The organism is Terribacillus jepli (genome assembly GCF_047228925.1).
Lineage (GTDB): Bacteria > Bacillota > Bacilli > Bacillales > Amphibacillaceae > Terribacillus.
The window spans coordinates 79786-97916 of sequence record NZ_JBFEGH010000007.1 but is presented as its reverse complement, the minus strand read 5'-3'; the positions used below and the strand labels follow the sequence as shown (position 1 = coordinate 97916).

The 18131-nt window shown below is 46.4% G+C and carries 18 protein-coding genes; 12 read left to right on the top strand and 6 right to left on the bottom strand.

Annotated elements, in window-relative coordinates; all coding sequences use genetic code 11:
* Positions 1–114 precede the first annotated feature (114 nt).
* The 7 genes from zapA (at position 115) to uvrC (ending at position 7823) form a co-directional block, all read left to right on the top strand.
* The gene (zapA, locus tag AB1K91_RS09785) at positions 115–390 is read left to right on the top strand and encodes a cell division protein ZapA (RefSeq protein ID WP_093728230.1); all 276 of its coding nucleotides are present in this window, start codon (positions 115–117) and stop codon (positions 388–390) included.
* Positions 383–949 (top strand): CvpA family protein, encoded by a 567-nt coding sequence (locus tag AB1K91_RS09780; RefSeq protein WP_413089629.1) that lies wholly within the window; start codon positions 383–385, stop codon positions 947–949. Before zapA ends, AB1K91_RS09780 begins: the two co-directional genes overlap by 8 nt.
* Positions 950–1013: 64 nt before the next feature.
* Positions 1014–2729, top strand: coding sequence for a DNA polymerase/3'-5' exonuclease PolX (gene polX, locus AB1K91_RS09775; RefSeq protein WP_413089628.1), 1716 nt, complete (start codon positions 1014–1016; stop codon positions 2727–2729).
* A gap of 24 nt (positions 2730–2753) precedes the next feature.
* The gene (locus AB1K91_RS09770; RefSeq protein ID WP_413089626.1) at positions 2754–5096 is read left to right on the top strand and encodes an endonuclease MutS2; all 2343 of its coding nucleotides are present in this window, start codon (positions 2754–2756) and stop codon (positions 5094–5096) included.
* Positions 5097–5116: 20 nt separating this feature from the next.
* On the top strand, positions 5117–5521 hold the full coding sequence (locus AB1K91_RS09765) for a DUF350 domain-containing protein (RefSeq protein ID WP_413089625.1): 405 nt from the start codon (positions 5117–5119) through the stop codon (positions 5519–5521).
* 99 nt (positions 5522–5620) lie between these two features.
* Positions 5621–5935, top strand: coding sequence for a thioredoxin (trxA, locus tag AB1K91_RS09760; RefSeq protein WP_038562082.1), 315 nt, complete (start codon positions 5621–5623; stop codon positions 5933–5935).
* A gap of 79 nt (positions 5936–6014) precedes the next feature.
* Positions 6015–7823, top strand: coding sequence for an excinuclease ABC subunit UvrC (uvrC, locus tag AB1K91_RS09755; protein ID WP_413089622.1), 1809 nt, complete (start codon positions 6015–6017; stop codon positions 7821–7823).
* Positions 7824–8008: 185 nt separating this feature from the next.
* On the opposite strand, the gene AB1K91_RS09750 is transcribed toward uvrC, so the two are convergent.
* Entirely contained in the window at positions 8009–8452 is a 444-nt protein-coding gene (locus AB1K91_RS09750) for a YslB family protein (protein WP_093728237.1), read from the bottom strand.
* A gap of 318 nt (positions 8453–8770) precedes the next feature.
* Here AB1K91_RS09750 and AB1K91_RS09745 point away from each other — a divergent pair, with 318 nt between their 5' ends.
* The 4 genes from AB1K91_RS09745 to AB1K91_RS09730 all read left to right on the top strand — a co-directional run bounded on the left by AB1K91_RS09745 (position 8771) and on the right by AB1K91_RS09730 (position 12342).
* Complete coding sequence (locus AB1K91_RS09745; RefSeq protein WP_413089620.1) at positions 8771–9391, top strand: succinate dehydrogenase cytochrome b558 subunit; 621 nt, start codon at positions 8771–8773, stop codon at positions 9389–9391.
* A gap of 32 nt (positions 9392–9423) precedes the next feature.
* Positions 9424–11193, top strand: coding sequence for a succinate dehydrogenase flavoprotein subunit (gene sdhA / locus AB1K91_RS09740; protein WP_413089618.1), 1770 nt, complete (start codon positions 9424–9426; stop codon positions 11191–11193).
* Positions 11193–11969: a succinate dehydrogenase iron-sulfur subunit gene (gene sdhB / locus AB1K91_RS09735; protein WP_413089617.1), complete on the top strand. Its 777-nt coding sequence runs from the start codon at positions 11193–11195 to the stop codon at positions 11967–11969. Before sdhA ends, sdhB begins: the two co-directional genes overlap by 1 nt.
* Positions 11970–12090: 121 nt before the next feature.
* The gene (locus AB1K91_RS09730; RefSeq protein ID WP_413089616.1) at positions 12091–12342 is read left to right on the top strand and encodes a hypothetical protein; all 252 of its coding nucleotides are present in this window, start codon (positions 12091–12093) and stop codon (positions 12340–12342) included.
* A gap of 105 nt (positions 12343–12447) precedes the next feature.
* Here AB1K91_RS09730 and AB1K91_RS09725 read toward each other — a convergent pair whose 3' ends face one another.
* A complete protein-coding gene (locus AB1K91_RS09725) occupies positions 12448–12981 on the bottom strand; it encodes a TetR/AcrR family transcriptional regulator (RefSeq protein ID WP_413089614.1) in 534 nt (177 codons plus the stop codon).
* Positions 12974–13681 (bottom strand): MBL fold metallo-hydrolase, encoded by a 708-nt coding sequence (locus AB1K91_RS09720; protein ID WP_413089613.1) that lies wholly within the window; start codon positions 13679–13681, stop codon positions 12974–12976. Before AB1K91_RS09720 ends, AB1K91_RS09725 begins: the two co-directional genes overlap by 8 nt.
* A 153-nt stretch (positions 13682–13834) precedes the next feature.
* On the opposite strand from AB1K91_RS09720, the gene AB1K91_RS09715 reads away from it, so the two are divergent.
* Positions 13835–14536 (top strand): Type 1 glutamine amidotransferase-like domain-containing protein, encoded by a 702-nt coding sequence (locus AB1K91_RS09715; protein WP_413089611.1) that lies wholly within the window; start codon positions 13835–13837, stop codon positions 14534–14536.
* A gap of 276 nt (positions 14537–14812) precedes the next feature.
* Here AB1K91_RS09715 and AB1K91_RS09710 read toward each other — a convergent pair whose 3' ends face one another.
* The 3 genes from AB1K91_RS09710 to AB1K91_RS09700 form a co-directional block, all read right to left on the bottom strand.
* Positions 14813–15265 carry a DinB family protein gene (locus tag AB1K91_RS09710; RefSeq protein ID WP_413089610.1) on the bottom strand — a complete coding sequence of 151 codons (453 nt, stop codon included), beginning with the start codon at positions 15263–15265 and terminating at the stop codon, positions 14813–14815.
* Positions 15266–15669: 404 nt separating this feature from the next.
* Positions 15670–16416 carry a thermonuclease family protein gene (locus AB1K91_RS09705; protein ID WP_413089609.1) on the bottom strand — a complete coding sequence of 249 codons (747 nt, stop codon included), beginning with the start codon at positions 16414–16416 and terminating at the stop codon, positions 15670–15672.
* A 108-nt stretch (positions 16417–16524) separates the two neighbouring features.
* Positions 16525–18003, bottom strand: coding sequence for an aldehyde dehydrogenase family protein (locus AB1K91_RS09700; protein ID WP_413089608.1), 1479 nt, complete (start codon positions 18001–18003; stop codon positions 16525–16527).
* Positions 18004–18131: the final 128 nt, after the last annotated feature.

Here is an 18131-nt window from a genome sequence, read left to right as displayed (position 1 = left end):
TCCAATCTGACAATTAGTATAGCATGCCATCCGTCTATACAGAATAGTTTCCTAAATCGACACCTTCATGTTACTATTAAGACTAGTATTATAAGAGAAGTGAGGGGGGAGAACGTGTCCCAATCTGATAAAACACGTGTAACGGTGGAGATACATAACCGCTCCTATACAATTGTCGGACAGGAGCCAGCCCATCGCGTGCGGATGGTGGCGAGCCTTGTCGATCAGAAGATGTCGGAGATCCATGAAGCGAATCCGAATCTTGATACTGCGAAACTGGCCGTTTTGACGGCTGTCAATACAACAAATGATTATTTGAAACTGAAAGAAGAGTATGCACAATTGCTAGGCTCTATCACAAGGAAAGAGGCAAGAAAGGATAATGATTGATTTACTTATCATCGCCATGCTCCTGTTCGGCGTACTCGTCGGCTTGAAGCGCGGTTTCATCATGCAGCTGTTTCACTTAGCAAGTTTTATCGTGTCATTCATTGTCGCAGCTATTTATTATGACCAGCTTGCACCCAAGCTTGAACTATGGATACCTTATCCGGATGTATCATCCGACAGCGCTTGGTCTGACATATTCGGCGCCGTACCGCTGGATCAGGTTTTCTACAATGCAATCGCGTTCGCTATTCTTTTCTTTGCGACGAAAATCATATTGCACATCATCGGATCGATGCTGGATTTCATAGCGGATTTGCCGATCCTGCGATCTGTCAATAAGCTCCTCGGCGGTGCACTCGGATTCATTGAAATCTATCTGCTCGCATTCGTGATCCTATATCTATCGGTATTGCTGCCGATCACGCCGGTGCAGGAAGCGCTGGACAGGTCGATACTGGCGGCATGGATTGTGGAGCATACACCATATATTTCAGGTGAGATCAAGGAACTGTGGCTGAACCATGTTGCAAATAAATTACCCACTGAACTGATGGGATGAAATGTTAACCCTTGCGGCATCGTGCGCAAGGGTTTTCTACCTTGTTTTTGGAAGGATGAGGATAATGGCAATCAATAAAAAAGATGTCGTAAAATTGCTTGAGACAATTGCAATTTATCTTGAGCTAAAAGGGGAAAATACATTCAAGGTGTCGGCTTACCGGAAGGCTGCGGCTGCTTTGGAAGCCAATGACCAATCAATTGATGAGATAGAGGATTTCACATCGTTGAACGGAATAGGTAAGGGCACTGCAGCGGTCATCGAAGAATATATTCAAAATGAAGAATCCGATACATTGCGTCAACTGCAGGAAGATGTACCGGAAGGATTGGTACCGCTGCTTGATTTGCCTGGTCTTGGTGGGAAAAAGCTTGCCAAGTTGTATCAGGAGCTCGGTGTGGTGGATGCGACTACCTTGAAAGAAGCAGTTGAATCAGGGAAAGTCGCATCGTTAAGCGGATTCGGAAAGAAATCGGCTGAAAAGATCCTCGATGGCCTGTCCAATGTCGGATCCAGACCAGAACGTATCCCGATTGCGATGATGCTGCCGCTTGCAGAAAGAATTGAGACTTTCCTGGATACATTGGAGGGTATCGAACAGTTTGCACGGGCAGGCAGTCTGCGCCGGATGCAGGAAACGGTAAAGGATTTGGACTTTATCATTGCAACCAATGATCCACAAAGCGTACAGGAGCAGCTGCTAACAATCGATAACTTGAAAGAAGTGATAGCCAAAGGCGACACAAAAGTATCCGTCACATTGGAAGAAGGTTATGATATCAACGTAGATTTCCGATTGATCGAACCAGCGGCCTTCGCAACGACGCTGCACCATTTCACCGGTTCTGCAGACCACAATGTTGCCTTGCGTCAGCTGGCGAAAAAACGCGGCGAGCGTATCAGCGAATATGGTGTGGAGAATGTGGAAACAGGGGAATTGATAACTTTTGAATCCGAAAAGGAATTTTTCAGACACTTCGGCTTGTCTTTCATTCCGCCGGAAGTAAGGGAAGCACAGGGTGAACTGGATGGCTTCAAGCAGGAAATGCCCCTTGTTCAGCTGTCGGATATCCAAGGCGATTTGCATATGCACTCAACTTGGAGTGACGGTGCCCAATCAATCGAACAGATGGCCAAACAAGCGATGGAGCTCGGTTATTCCTATATTGCCATCACGGACCACTCCAAATATCTGAAAGTGGCCAATGGATTGGATGAAAAGCGGCTGCGGAAACAACGGGAAGAAATTGAACGGGTGAATGCACTATATCCTGATTTTCATATATTCGCAGGTGTCGAGATGGATATCCTGCCGGATGCTCGTTTGGATTTTGATGATGACTTCCTCCAAGAGATGGATTATGTCATCGGAGCGATCCATTCCAGTTTCTCGCAATCATCAGATCAAATCAAAGCGCGTTTGACAGCAGCACTCGAGCACCCGAATGTCAATGTCATCGCCCATCCGACCGGCCGTTTGATCGGCAGAAGGGCCGGCTATGCAGCCGATCCGGAATGGCTCATTGAAAAGGCAGCTGAGACAGGGACAGTCATCGAACTGAATGCCAATCCGAACCGTCTGGATTTATCGTGGACTTATTTGAAAAAGGCCCAGGAGCTTGGCGTAAAGATTGCTGTCAATACCGATGCCCATAGCTATGCTACCCTGTCATTCATGGAAGTAGGTGTCGCGATGGCACGTAAAGGCTGGCTGAAACCGGAGACTGTCATCAATACTTGGTCTACGAGTCAGTTGATGGAGCTTTTTCAGCGCAAATAACAGCTAAAAAAGTGGGGGGAAATCATGAATAAACGAATATTCCGTGTGTTGGAATTCGATAAAATCATACAAAAGCTGAGTGAACAGGCGGCATCGTCACTCGGTAAAAAAAGAGCCATGCGAATACAGCCGGCAACGGAGCTCGAAACAGTGGAACAGCTGCAGGCGGAAACTGACGAAGCTGCCTCCATTGTCCGGCTTCGCGGCGGTATACCGCTTGGAGGCATTTATGATATCCATGCAAGTGTCAAGCGGGCCGTCATCGGTGGTATCTTGAATGCCAATGAATGTCTGGATATTGCAAGTACGATTTATGGCGGGAAGAACCTGAAGCATTTCATTGAAGAACTGGAAGAACCGGAGCTGCCAATCATCCGCAGTCTCGTGGACCAGCTTGTTTCGCTGAGTGATTTGGAGCGTCATATCAAGAATGCAATCGATGATCATGGACGGGTCATGGATGGTGCGTCTGAACGCCTCCGCGGCATCCGTTCCCGTATCCGTACCAACGAAAGCCGGGTACGAGAAAAACTGGAGTCATATACTCGTTCCAAAAGCAAGATGCTGTCAGATTCCATCATTACCATACGCAATGACCGCTATGTGCTTCCGGTCAAACAGGAATACCGAGGGGCAATCGGCGGTATCGTCCATGATCAGTCTTCTTCGGGGCAAACCTTGTTCATGGAGCCTCAGGCTGTCGTTGATTTGAACAACCAGCTGCAGGAAGCAAGAGCGCAGGAAAAGGCGGAAATCGAACGGATCCTGAAGGAAATCAGTATGCGAGTTGCGGAAGATGAAGCAATCCTGCTGGCTAATATCGAGATTCTTGGACAGATTGATTTCATCTCGGCACGTGCGAAACTAGGTGCAGCTATGCGCTGTTCGATGCCAAAAATGAACGACAAAGGCATCATTCATTTGAAGCAGGCTAGACATCCGCTTATTGATCCGGAACAGGTAGTGGCGAATGATATCGACCTTGGGGAGGATTATTCGACAATCGTCATCACAGGTCCTAATACAGGTGGTAAAACCGTTACGATCAAAACAATCGGTCTGTTTACACTGATGGCCCAATCTGGTCTTCAAGTTCCAGCGCTGGATGGCGGGGAAATGGCCGTTTTCACGGAAGTATTCGCCGATATCGGCGATGAACAGTCCATCGAGCAGAGTTTGAGTACCTTTAGCTCGCATATGGTCAACATTGTCGATATCCTCCAGCAAGTCGATCATCAATCGCTCGTGCTATTTGATGAACTTGGAGCTGGGACGGATCCGCAGGAAGGTGCAGCACTCGCGATGAGCATCCTTGATGAAACGATCAAGCGCGGAGCGACTATCGTTGCAACGACCCATTATCCAGAGCTGAAAGCATACGGCTATAACAGAGATCGTGTCGTCAACGCAAGTGTAGAGTTTAATGTGGAAACACTAAAGCCGACCTATCGCTTGCTGATCGGTGTTCCAGGCCGCAGTAATGCATTCGAGATTTCCCGTCGACTTGGCTTGAAGGAATCGATCATCGATAGTGCCAAGGAATTGATCGGGACCGATTCGAAGAGTGTCGAAAATATGATTGCTAGCTTGGAAACGTCCCGCAGACAGGCAGAGCATGATTATGACACGGCCCGCACGCAGCTGGAAGAAGCAGAGGCTTTGAAACGCGACTTGGAGAAGCAGTGGCAGGAATTCGATGCCAAACGTGAGCGCTTGTACCAGAAAGCGGAAGAAAAAGCAGCCAAAGCTGTCGAACGAGCAAGGGAAGAAGCAGAAGAAATCGTTGCTTCCCTCCGTACGATGAAAAATCAAGCGAGCGTCAAAGAGCATGAAATCATCGAAGCACGCAAACGGTTGGAAGATGCTTCACCGGAGCTTGCCAAAAAAGGGGCAAAAGCAGCTCCGCAAACGAAGGAATCCAAACAGCTCATGCCTGGCGATGAAGTCCTCCTGCTGACATTGGGACAAAAAGGAACCGTTGTCGAGAAAGTCAGCGACAAAGAATATTTGCTCCAAATTGGAATAATGAAAATAAAAGCGAAACGAAAAGACATCGAATTCGTAAAGAGAAAGGACGTATTAAAAGAAAAGCCGGTTGCAACGGTCAAAGGTTCCGCCTATCATGTAAGCACAGAGCTGGATTTACGTGGGGAACGCTATGAAGATGCACTGCGCCGCGTCGAGAAATATGTGGATGATGCGCTGCTGGCAGGATATCCGCAAGTATCGATCATCCATGGTAAAGGAACGGGTGCATTACGGACAGGGGTGCAGGAATTCGCCAAGCGTCACCGTTCTGTGAAGAACTATCGATCCGGCGGCATGAATGAAGGTGGAACAGGTGTAACCGTGCTTGAATTTCAGTAATGAGCGGGGGAATTCGGGTAATGGAGTCTTTTTGGGAAAATACGATTGTCTTGACAGCTGCGCGTTACAGCGTAGCGGTGCTGAGCATCATCGTGTTCATGGCTATTTTTGAGCTGGTGACTTCCTATAAGAACTGGGAAGAAATCCGTCGTGGCAATCTGTCCGTTGCGATGGCAACAGGCGGTAAAATGTTCGGTGTTGCAAATGTACTGCGCTTCTCTTATGAACATAATGATGGCATCCTACAGAGTATCATGTGGAGCTCGATCGGTTTTGTGATGCTTTTGATCGGTTACTTCATCTTTGAGTTCCTGACACCGACTTACAAAATCGATACAGAGATCGCCAATGATAATAGGGCCGTCGGATTTATTTCGCTTGTTATTTCAGTAGGATTATCTTATGTTATAGGAGCAAGTATTTAGTGCGATGTTTAGGAATGGACGCTTCTAAGCAAACTAGTAGCGTTCCGGACTGCAGCAGTGCTATACTCGATGAAAGCTTTTATTTAGGAGGAATGTAATATGGCAATTGTAAATGCTACGGATTCAAACTTTAATACAGAAACTAGCCAAGGACTAGTCCTTGCTGACTTTTGGGCAACTTGGTGCGGACCTTGTAAAATGATCGCACCTGTATTGGAAGAAATCGACGGCGAAATGAGCGATAAAGTTAAAATCGTAAAACTTGACGTTGATGAAAACCAAGCAACTGCCGGTAAATTCGGCGTAATGAGCATCCCGACATTGCTTCTATTCAAAGATGGCGAAGTTGTCGATCAAGTGATCGGTTACCAGCCGAAAGAAGCACTTGTGGAGCTTGTTAACAAACACGCGTAAGCGATAGAATTGAGATCCCTTGTTACATTTTTGTAGCAAGGGTTCCTTTATGTAAAGCACTGTAAAAAGGGGAAAGCGAATGAACAAGACGATCACTGATAAACTCGCTGTTCTGCCGCCGCAGCCTGGCTGTTATTTGATGAAGGATAAAAATGGGACGGTCATTTATGTAGGAAAGTCCAAGCTCCTGCGCAACCGGGTCAGGTCCTATTTCACCGGGGCGCATGACCGCAAGACCCAACGGCTCGTCGCGGAGATCGTGGATTTCGAATACATTGTCACCTCCTCCGAAATCGAAGCACTCATCCTTGAAATGAATCTAATCAAAAAATATGATCCGAAATACAACATCCTCCTGAAGGATGATAAAACATATCCCTATTTAAAAATCACAGCAGAAGAACAGCCGCGCTTGCTGGTGACACGAAAAGTGAAAAAAGATAAAGGCAAATACTTCGGACCGTATCCGAACGTCATCGCGGCACGGGAAACGAAGAAACTGCTGGACAGACTGTATCCGCTGCGTAAATGCAATACGATGCCGGATCGGGTCTGCTTGTATTACCACATGCACCAATGCCTAGGACCTTGTGTGTATCCTGTTTCGCAGGAAACAAACCGAAACATCGTGCAGAATATTACAACCTTCCTAAACGGCGGACACCACCAGATCAAGAAAGATCTGCAGCAGAAGATGCAGGAAGCAGCCGAAGAGCTCGATTTCGAACGGGCCAAGGAACTACGCGATCAAATCCAGCATATCGAATCTGTCATGGAGCAGCAGAAGATGACATTGACGGATCAGACAGATCGTGATGTATTCGGATTTGCCTACGACAAAGGCTGGATGTGTGTGCAAGTATTTTTCATTCGCCAAGGAAAACTCATCGAACGTGATGTGAGTATGTTCCCATTCTTCGATGAACCGGAAGAAACATTCCTCACATTTGTCGGGAGCTTTTACCTGCATCAAAACCATTTGCTGCCAAAGCAAGTACTGGTGCCGATTGGTACAAATGTCGAAGGTTTGCAGCAGCTTTTGGAAACGGATGTATCGATTCCATATCGCGGCCGGAAGAAAGAGCTGGTGGAGCTTGCCGGAAAGAATGCAAAAATCGCAATAAAAGAGAAATTCTCACTTATAGAGCGAGATGAAGATCGCACGATCAAAGCGGTCGAATCGCTTGGAGAAAAGCTCAATATTGCAACACCACACCGCATCGAAGCTTTTGATAACTCCAACATCCAAGGTACCGATCCGGTTTCGGCGATGATCGTCTTCACTGACGGCCGTCCGGACAAGAAAGAGTATCGCAAGTACAAGATACGTGATGTAAAAGGGCCTGATGACTATGATACAATGCGAGAAGTCATTCGCAGACGTTATAAGCGGGTGCTGCAGGATAATCTGCCGCTGCCTGATTTGATTGTCATCGATGGTGGGAAAGGGCAGATGAGTGCTGCCATTGAAGTGCTGGAAGACGAATTGGGACTGGATGTACCGGTTTGCGGTCTAGCCAAAGACGACAAGCACAGAACCAGCGAATTGCTGTATGGCACACCGCCGGAAATAGTCGATTTCGATCGAAACGCCCAGGATTTTTACCTGGTGCAGCGTATACAGGATGAAGTCCACCGCTTTGCAATCAGCTTCCACCGACAGCTGCGCGGAAAAAGCGCAATCAAATCAAAATTGGATGATATCCCAGGTGTGGGAGAGAAACGCAGACGATTGCTCATGCGTCACTTCAAATCCGTGACAGCAATCCAGGAGGCTTCTGTGGAGGAGATTGCCAAATTGGGAATCCCGGCACCGACTGCACAAGTCATTTTGAATCATTTGAATAATCCTGCCGAAACTGAAGGCGACCAGGAAGAACAGGACTAGACCTTGGAAACAGGGTCTAGTTTCTTTTGAATAAGAAGGATTTGAACGAGGATTACAAATATCTGAAATATGCCTCATACATATCATCAGCTTCTCCTGGCAAGGATTTCACTTGTATGAGAGGCCGCACTTGGAGTAACTTAACAGCAACAAAAAAGGCACCCGCTAAAGTAGGTGCCTCATTGTTAATCTTCCTTTGCGAAATAAATATTGAATTGAACATATTCCTTCTTCGGCACATTCTCATCGACACATTCGCAAGCAAGTTCCTTGATCTGTTCGATGCTTGCAGCGAGGAAACCTGCCTCCATGCGGTATTCCTGACCGAGCCCGACTTTCCATCTATGTACGACTGGTGCTCCAGAGAGTTCAAATGTCATTTCATGCCGTTTCTGTTTGACAAGGTTCAGGTTCCCCCATCCCATTTGGATGAAAAAGTCCTCGATATGTTCCATCGAAGACGGGTTTACTTGCCGTGCCAGTTTCTTGCCCATGACATAAAGGATGGAGGATGCATCCTCACCTAATAAGTCTGGTATACTGACAAAACGCAATATATCATGGCCGGCTCCATGGGTGATGAGCTGTTCCATATAATCCTTGTCGAATTGTTGCAATTTCTTTTGCATGCATGTCTTCCTTTCCCGCCTTGTTGCAATTACAAAGTATCTTTATTCACTTTAACACGAAAACCAGGTAAACTGCCAATGTCTTTTGGCTGAATTGACAATGTTTACGAAACTGACAAGATTCGTCGTGAATCGTGCGGGTTATAATAAATAAAAAAATAGATTAGTAAATTTTTTAAAGCGTTTTCTTGACGCCTAAATTTGATAGTTATACAATAATATTGTTAATAACGGATTTAGTTTTCAACGATTTTATTTTTAATCGGTTATGAAAACGCAATCATTCTGTTAATTCAGAGAGCTACTGAGGGGGTACGTATGAACGAGAATCGAGAGTTTTTCTACCGCAGGCTTCATTCGTTGTTGGGAGTGCTTCCAATCGGAATCTTCCTTATCCAGCATTTGGTGATCAACCACTTCGCTGCATACGGAAGCGGCAGCTTCAATACGGCTGCCAGTTTCATGCATAACCTGCCATTCCGGTTCGTGCTTGAATGGGTAGTCATCTACATACCGATCCTGTATCATGCCATTCTCGGTGTGTACATCGTACTGACAGGCAAGAACAATACAAGGAGATACGGATATTTCCGGAACTTGATGTTCCTGTTGCAGCGGATCACCGGTATCGTGACACTGATATTCATTGCGTGGCATGTCTATCAAACTCGCGTTGCCACAATCTTCACGCAGGAAACAATTGATTTTAATTTCATGGAAGCGATTCTAACGCAGCCATTCTTTTTCTGGTTCTACTTGATCGGCGTTATTTCCACGACGTTCCATTTCGCGAACGGCTTATGGAGCTTCCTGGTTACATGGGGCATCACTGTGTCACCTCGTTCCCAGCGAATTGCGACATATGCGACGCTGCTTGTGTTCCTAGGTGTAACGTATTTGGGGATACGATCCTTGCTGGCATTCGGCATGGGCGTATAAGATAGCCGCTTTAAGAGAGGGGACTTAAAGATATGAGTAAACGAAATATAGTTGTTGTCGGCGGGGGTCTTGCAGGTTTGATGGCGACGATCAAAGCAGCAGAAGCCGGTGTTCATGTAGATTTGTTATCCATTGTTCCGGTCAAGCGCTCACACTCCGTCTGTGCCCAGGGGGGCATCAATGGAGCCGTGAATACAAAGGGGGAAGGAGATTCCACCTGGGAGCATTTCGATGATACGGTTTATGGCGGGGACTTCCTTGCCAACCAGGGGCCTGTCAAAGGGATGTGTGATGCAGCACCAAGCATCATTCACATGCTCGACCGGATGGGCGTCATGTTCAACCGGACACCGGAAGGGCTGCTTGATTTCCGCCGTTTCGGAGGTACGCAATACCACCGGACAGCTTATGCTGGTGCGACGACTGGTCAGCAGCTCTTGTATGCGCTTGATGAGCAGGTACGGCGTTATGAGACAGCCGGACTTGTGACGAAATACGAAGGCTGGGAATTCGTACACGCCATCATCGATGAAGAAGGTATCGGACGGGGTATCCTGACGCAGAACATCCAATCCCATGAATTGCGCGCCATCAGGGCAGATGCCGTCATCATGGCGACAGGTGGTCCTGGTATCATCTTCGGTAAATCGACAAATTCGATCATCAACACAGGTTCTGCTGCCGGTGCTTTATACGAGCAAGGTGCAATTTATGCGAATGGAGAGTTCATCCAGATTCACCCTACAGCCATCCCTGGCGACGACAAGCTCCGCTTGATGAGCGAATCCGCCCGCGGAGAAGGCGGACGCGTTTGGACGTATAAGGATGGGGAGCCTTGGTACTTCCTGGAAGAGAAATACCCAGCATACGGTAACCTTGTACCCCGTGATATTGCGACACGGGAAATCTTCGACGTCTGTGTCAATCAAAAGCTTGGAATCAATGGGGAGAACATGGTTTATCTTGACCTGTCTCATAAGGATCCAAAAGAGCTTGATGTCAAACTGGGCGGTATCATCGAGATTTACGAAAAGTTCGCAGGGGACGATCCGCGCAAGGTCCCGATGAAAATCTTCCCGGCAGTCCATTACAGCATGGGCGGCCTTTGGATCAGCGATGATCAGATGACGAATATCCCGGGCATCTTTGCTGCCGGGGAATGTGATTACTCCCAGCACGGTGCCAATCGCCTTGGAGCGAACTCCCTTCTGTCAGCGATCTATGGCGGAATGGTGGCAGGGCCGAATGCAATCAAATATATCGACGGACTCGATAAGCATGCAGATGATCTTTCCAGCAAGCTATTCGATGATGCACTTGCCAAAGAGCAGGCTGCTTTCGATAAGATGACGAAGATGGACGGCAAGGAAAATGCGTACAAGCTGCACCGTGAGCTAGGCGAGTGGATGACGGATAATGTGACGGTTGTTCGCGAAAACAGCAGATTGCTGAAAACGGATGATAAGCTGCAAGAGCTTCAAGAACGCTGGAATAATATCAACATCCACGACACATCGCTTTGGAGCAACCAAGGCGTCATGTTCACACGCCAGCTGAAGAATATGCTGCATTTGGCCCGCGTGATGACAATCGGAGCTTATCAGCGTAATGAAAGCCGCGGCGCGCATTATAAACCAGAATTCCCAGAACGGAATGACGAGGAATTCTTGAAAACGACGATGGCTAGATATGATGAATCCTCCAACTCACCAGATATCTATTATGAAGAAGTCGACACTTCCTATATCAAGCCGAGAAAACGTGACTACAGCCAGGCGAAAGCGAAGGAGGCAAAAGCATAATGGAAGCGACGAAAACGAAACAAGAGACGATTACACTGATTGTGACACGTCAGGATGATCCGAGCAGCGCTCCTTATGAAGAAACGTTTAAGGTACCATACCGGGAGAACATGAACGTCATCTCTGCCTTGATGGAGATACGGAGAAACCCGGTGAATGCAGAAGGTAAGGAAACGACACCCATCTATTGGGATATGAACTGTCTGGAAGAAGTTTGCGGGGCGTGTTCCATGGTCATCAACGGTACACCAAGACAGTCCTGTGCAGCACTGATCGATAAATTGGAACAGCCGATCCGGCTTGAGCCAATGTCCACGTTCCCGATCATCCGTGACTTGGCAGTCGACCGTTCCCAGATGTTCGACAGTCTCAAAAAAGTGAAGGCTTGGGTGCCGATTGACGGTACGTATGATCTCGGACCTGGTCCACGTATGCCGGAGAAGAAGCGACAATGGGCTTATGAGCTTTCCAAGTGCATGACTTGCGGTGTATGTCTGGAAGCATGCCCGAACGTGAATGACAAATCCGATTTCATCGGACCGGCACCAATCTCCCAAGTACGCTTGTTCAACGCCCATCCGACAGGCTCAATGAACAAAGCAGAACGTCTGGAAGCATTAATGGGAGAGGGCGGCATCGGCAGCTGCGGTAACTCACAAAACTGTGTACAGGTTTGCCCGAAAGGTATTCCATTGACAACGTCCATCGCCGAGATGAACCGCGCAACGAATATCCAATCGTTCAAGAACTTCTTTGGAAGTGATTCGAATTATTAAGGAAGTCAATTTAGAAGTAAAAAACGGAACTCTCATGCAGAGTTCCGTTTTTTACTTGGAGCTGGTTTATTTTTACCGTTATAGTATAGATAATAATGTATTAATAAAAGGAGGTATTGCGATGCAGAAAAAGCTATTCTGGTTTCCGTTGCTCGCTTCTTTATTGCCGATGGTGCTTTTGTATACCATCGGCAACATATTCAATATTTCTTTGCTGAGCTGGACTTTCTATGAAGAAAATCCATCGGAAGGCGTCGCGTTTGAGGCAGGAGGTTCTCTTATTCCAGTATTTATTGGTATTATAGCAGGGTTTGTCACAGAGCGCTTATTAAAGAACAAACAGAAGAACGGTACTGCGGGCTTATCGAACTAGCATTTTTCATAGATAAGGTTATATTTCTCCATTCTCTTTTGTAACGCCGATGACGAATGTCCCGTCAACTTATACCTCCACCAATACAATTGCTCATCAAACAAGTTATGATGATTTCAAACCACGTTCAAATATACCGACCACTTCTTCAAGGGATGCTTCCAAGTCAACGTCAAGCTTAAATCCTGCATGATTATTTAAATCAACAAAGCCATGCAGCATGCTTCTGAACCCGCGAATTGCATGGATCATTTTTTCATTCTCTAGCTTGTGAGATTGAAGGGCATCCGCGACGAGTTGGAGGAGGGCATTTGCATATTCCCCGTTACCGCCTGGTAGAGAAGAGGCGTATAACCCAGGGTTGGAACTTGCGAAGTTCACATATGCCTTGGCAAATGAAAGCATTGGCTGTGACGTCTGTTCCGTTACCTTCAAAGCCTCGTACAGCTGCTTTTGGGCAGCTTCGGCCATTGCTTGTTTGATTTCCTCCAAGTTTTTGAAATGGTTATACAAAGAAGGCGGCTTGATTGTAAGGGAACGGGCAATATTTGCCATCGTGACAGCTTCGTAGCCGTGTTGATCTGCTAAAGAAAGTGCGGTATCGATAATATCATTTTTTGTGAGATGCATTCTAGGCATGTCGCTTTACTCCCTTTTCAGCACGTAAAATTGCTTGGTTCATTTTCGCTGCCGGCGTGTTCAGTAAATCGCCATGTCCAATCGCAAGGATATTAGGCTCTAATTCAGCTAGCTTTTTGGCGGACTGGATGGCGCATTCCTTATTCCATGTTGCCCAGCCAGGAAACGGGAATTGCCATCTTACATCCCCGGATACCGCTATCCCGCCACGAAGCTGAAAGGCATCCCCGGCAATAAGAGCACCGTTCCGATGATCAAAAAATGCCAGCATACCTGGTGAGTGCCCAGGTGATGAAATCACTTCAAGTGTACCGACTCGATCTCCTTCCCTCAAAAATTCATCTGGTTTCGTCTTGATATCTTTTGGATAACCGCCCTTGATAGGAAGGCCATCTGCTGTTTTCATTTTTTGTTGAAGTATATCCCACTCCATCTCTGATAGCATGACCTTTGCATCAGGTAATGCTGCTTTCAAGTTGTCCAGAGCTCCGATATGGTCTGAATGTGCGTGTGTCAGCACGATTCTCGTAATTGGTTTGCCGATTGTACGCGCAGCAGAGAGAATAGCTGAGGCTCGGGAAGGGAGCGCTGCGTCCACCAGTGTCAATTCGTTTTCTTCTTCAATTAAATAACAATTCACCGGAAACAAACGTGGCATGAATGTGAGCTGGTACAGACTTTTTTGATTTCGAATTCGCATATAATCCACTCCTAACTAATGACGTTAGTTAAACTATAAACTAATGGTGTTAGTTTAGCAAGGTTTTATTTTCCGGATTATGGGATATATGATGGATGAAGGTAAACTGCTTTGCCTTGCTGCTGGTTGAGTTTATTGCATATGGAGGAGTCAATGATGAAAAGACAGATTATCGCACTTGGAGGCGGGGGATTTTCAATGGAACCGGACAACTTGGCGCTTGATCGATATATTCTTTCGCAAAGTGACAAACAAGAACCCCGCATTTGTTTTATTCCAACAGCAAGCGGTGATAAGCCAGATTATATCCGGCGTTTTTATGAAGCGTTCAATCGGCTTTCGTGCAAACCCAGTCACCTGTCTTTGTTTGAACCGACATTCCAGGATTTGCATGCTTTTGTGATGAAACAGGATATTCTTTATGTCGGAGGAGGCAGCACGCGGAATTTGCTGGCATTGTGGCAGGAATGGAAGCTGGATACGATCATAGCTGAAGCCTATCAAAATGGCATTATCCTAACAGGACTAAGCGCAGGAGCTAACTGCTGGTTTGAAGAAGGGCTTACAGATCCATTGAACGGATCCTTGTATGCGATAGAGGGGCTTGGTATTTTATCAGGCAGTATATGTCCACATTTCAATGGTGAGATAAAGCGGAGGCCGGCTTACTTGTCGGCCATCGAGCAAGGGAGGATAATGGAAGGGTACGGGGTCGATGATAGTGCCGCTTTACACTTTGTGGATGAACAATTGATACATGCTGTCTGTTCGCGTAAGGGAGCGGCTGCATATAAAATAAACAGGCAAGGAGCCGGCACCGTCGAGGAGCGCATTTCAGCTGCTTATTTGAATTGAATTTTGACGTTTACATTTCAACAATTAACCAGTGGATATGCGGAGAGGTTTCAGCTACCGGCTGCTTTTCAATCAAATCGGCTTCTGCCTTCGTATCAAACAATTTACACATCGTGCAGTTAGCTTCTGCCAGGCAGCACACTTTCTATTTCTTTGCACATGATCACATACGCCATAACAATCACTAATTCACTATTTTCTAAGATGTGTTAAGTTGTATGGCGTTTTTTGTAAAAACTAATAAGAAACCTTGCAGCCTTAACTGCAAGGTTTCTTTTAGCGGAAGAAAGGCAGGTCTGTTGCTCCGACTAGGCGGGCGTAAAGGAACAACTGTCCTTTATGATGCAATTCATGATCATACATGGCTTGAAGATAAAGTTCTTTTTTACCTTGCATACCAGGTATTTTTGCTTCATTTTGTAATGCTAGTTCTTCATCTGTGATTGTATCAAAAGCTTGGATTGTCTGATCCGTGAAGTGCTGAACCACTTTCTTCAGGTCGTCCATTGTATGTACTTCAGGGAGATCCGGAGCCGACATTGTTTCCGTTTTTACCATATTCACAAACATGTGATTCGATCCGGCTATGTGAAGCACTAGGCCGCGCAGTGTCATCGCATCTTCCCATGGTTTGAAATCTAGATGTCCATCTTCGATATGGTCCAGTAAGTTGATCAATACGTTGCGGTGGTGCAGCCAGTTTTCTTTCCAATATGCTGTTTTGCTCATATATACTCTCCTTGTAGATTATTCGTGTTCCACTATAAATGAAAGAAACAAGTATGTCATCTGTGGAAGACTGAATGGATCGGATAAGGTGCAGCTGGATCATCCGATTTATGTTCATAATAACAATGTGAATTCTGGAATCCATACTGTTCTGTATATGGCATTTCCAAGCTCTCAAAAGGCTTGTCCTCCAATGGTTCCAGTTTCCTTATAAGGATATCATAGCCTTGCCTGTCCGACGGGAAAACAGCAGCATGACCACAACCAGTTGCCCGGGCAGTTTCCAGCGCACGGATTAATTCACGAAGCCCTTAGTCATTACCGATGATATATGCCGGATCATGATGTCGATGCTGAGCATAAACTTGTACATGTTTCGTTCCTTCCATGCAAAAGCTCTTTTCTTATTCACATGCGTAGTCATCCTTATCCCGGTCAAACTTGCGTTGGTAAGCTGGGTGAGAGCTTGGTACACCGTCAGGATATGTTTTTCTCAATTCGGTGCAATTGGCAAAGTTCGTAGATTCATTTGTTTGGCTCTCAGTCGGTGTGTCGTCGGACCTTTCTTGGCTGGTGGCACAGCCGTTAAAGCCGCGTTCTGTTGCATATCCATCTTGCTGCCACACTGCAATACCTGCATTTTTAGCTGATGCTTCTGCTTTTTCGAAAGTATCCAGATATCTTGTATTCGGCGGATACACATAAGCTACCCGAGCCAGCCCTTCCTCGAGCAATGTCTGCTGGACGCTTACGCCATCTGCGTAAACATAAGCAAGCAGCCGTCCGTACTTGTCCATTCTCTCCCCGACATCGAACTCCAGCTCCAGCTTATCTGCATCGGTCACCAATTCTTCATTTCGTTTGGAAGCATCTTTTCCATATGGCTGGACACATTTGTTGGGTGCTTTCGTCTCAGGAGTATCGACAAGTAAATAGCGAACTGTTTCTTCTTGACCATTGTAGTTTACTTTAATCGTGTCCCCATCAACGATCCGGATTAGGGAAACTTCTACTTTGTCGGTGGTACCGGATGTAGTCGTTGGCTGTTTATTCGCATCTGACTGCTCATTTGCAGTACTGACTGTCCCGCATGCACTGATCAAAAACAGGAAAATAACCAGCCACACCGTATTATGTATCGTGTTCTTCATGTTGTGAAAAGCTCCTTCTAGCTGTAACTATCCTTATCATACGAAGGAAAATTGCAGCTTACAAGAGCAAAAAGCAGTGCATCTGGCATTTGATGCACTGTTTTTATTTCATTCAGGTATATATGGCAGATCCAGTGTCTTCGGTATATTGATGACATGGGTTTCTGCATATGCGAGAAGACCTTCTTTTCCATATTCACGGCCGATTCCGGATTGCTTCACGCCACCGAAAGGGAAACGGACATCCAACCCTTGGATGGCAGCTGTATTGATCATTGTCGTACCTGCTTGGATATGTTTAGCTACTTCCATGGCATGCTCCTCCTTGCCCCATACCGAGCTTGTCAGTCCATAAATGCTGTTATTGGCAAGCCGGATAGCATGTTTGTCGTCTTTGAAGGGAAGAATCGGTACTGTCGGGCCGAACTGTTCCTGTTCCACGATCGGATCATCATAATCTGCACCGAGCACGAGGGTAGGCTGCATAAAGTAACCCTGCTGATATAATTCTTCATCCAATACTTTTCCAAGCTTGATGACTTCAGCACCTTTTTGTTTGCTATCATCAATCAAACTCTGGACAAATTCCATTTGCTTTTTGTTATTGAGAGGACCCACCGTGACATTTTTATCGAATGGATCTCCGACACGGATCCATTTATCGGCAGCTTCACGGTATTTTTCAATAAACTTATCGAAAATCGATTCATGTACGTAGACCCGCTTGGCAATCATACAAATCTGGCCGGCTGTCAGGAAATTCGAAATGACAATCCGGCGCATCGCCTTGTCATCATTCACATCAAAATCATCAAGCACGACGGCTGCATCATTACCCCCAAGCTCCAGTGTCATATGCTTGATCGTATCTGCTGCCGCTTTCATGATATGCTTAGCCGTTTCCGTCCCACCGGTAAAAGCAATCTTCGCAACTTTCGGGTTAGAGGTCAGCTCTACACCAACCTCGGCTTCGCCATGCACCAAATTCAATACACCAGGCGGAAATTCATCGGCAATCAGCTCGGTTACCTGGCTGACGGCAAGCGGTGCAAGCGGACTTGGTTTCAGTACCATCGTATTGCCGGCAAGCAGTGCTGGAGCAATTTTGATAGTAGAGAGGGAAATAGGGTAGTTCCAAGGGGAAATGGCAGTGACGACACCAACTGCATCCCGGGCGATGATCGTTTTGCCGCCGTTATGCTCCTGCACCTCATTTTGCAAAACATCGGCAATATTATCGCAAGCAAATTCCATCCACATCATAGATACAGCAATTTCCCCTTCGGCATCATATAGAGCTTTCCCATGTTCGCGGGCGAGTAGTGCCGCTATTTCCGGAGTTTTATCTTTTATTTTATGGATAGCACGCCTCATGCGGGCGATTCGGTCATCAAATGAGGTCTCCCGCCACATGGTGAAAGCTGCTTCTGCTGCGTCGATCGCTTGGATTGTTTCTGCCCTCGTATTCAGCGGGGCATATCCGACGGTTTCATCCGGGTTTGCAGGATTCTCACGTGGTGCTTGTTTCTCTGCTTTGTGTTTTTTACCATTGATGATGGCATCGATAACGATTGGTTCGATTGGCATGAAGCATCACTCCGTTCAGATTTTATCTTTTTTAATCTACCCAAAACAGAGTGAATAGTATCCTATTTGGAAAAATAAATGGGATGGAAAAACAGATTTTTTGTTAGAAGAGGCGGAGTACGGTACAT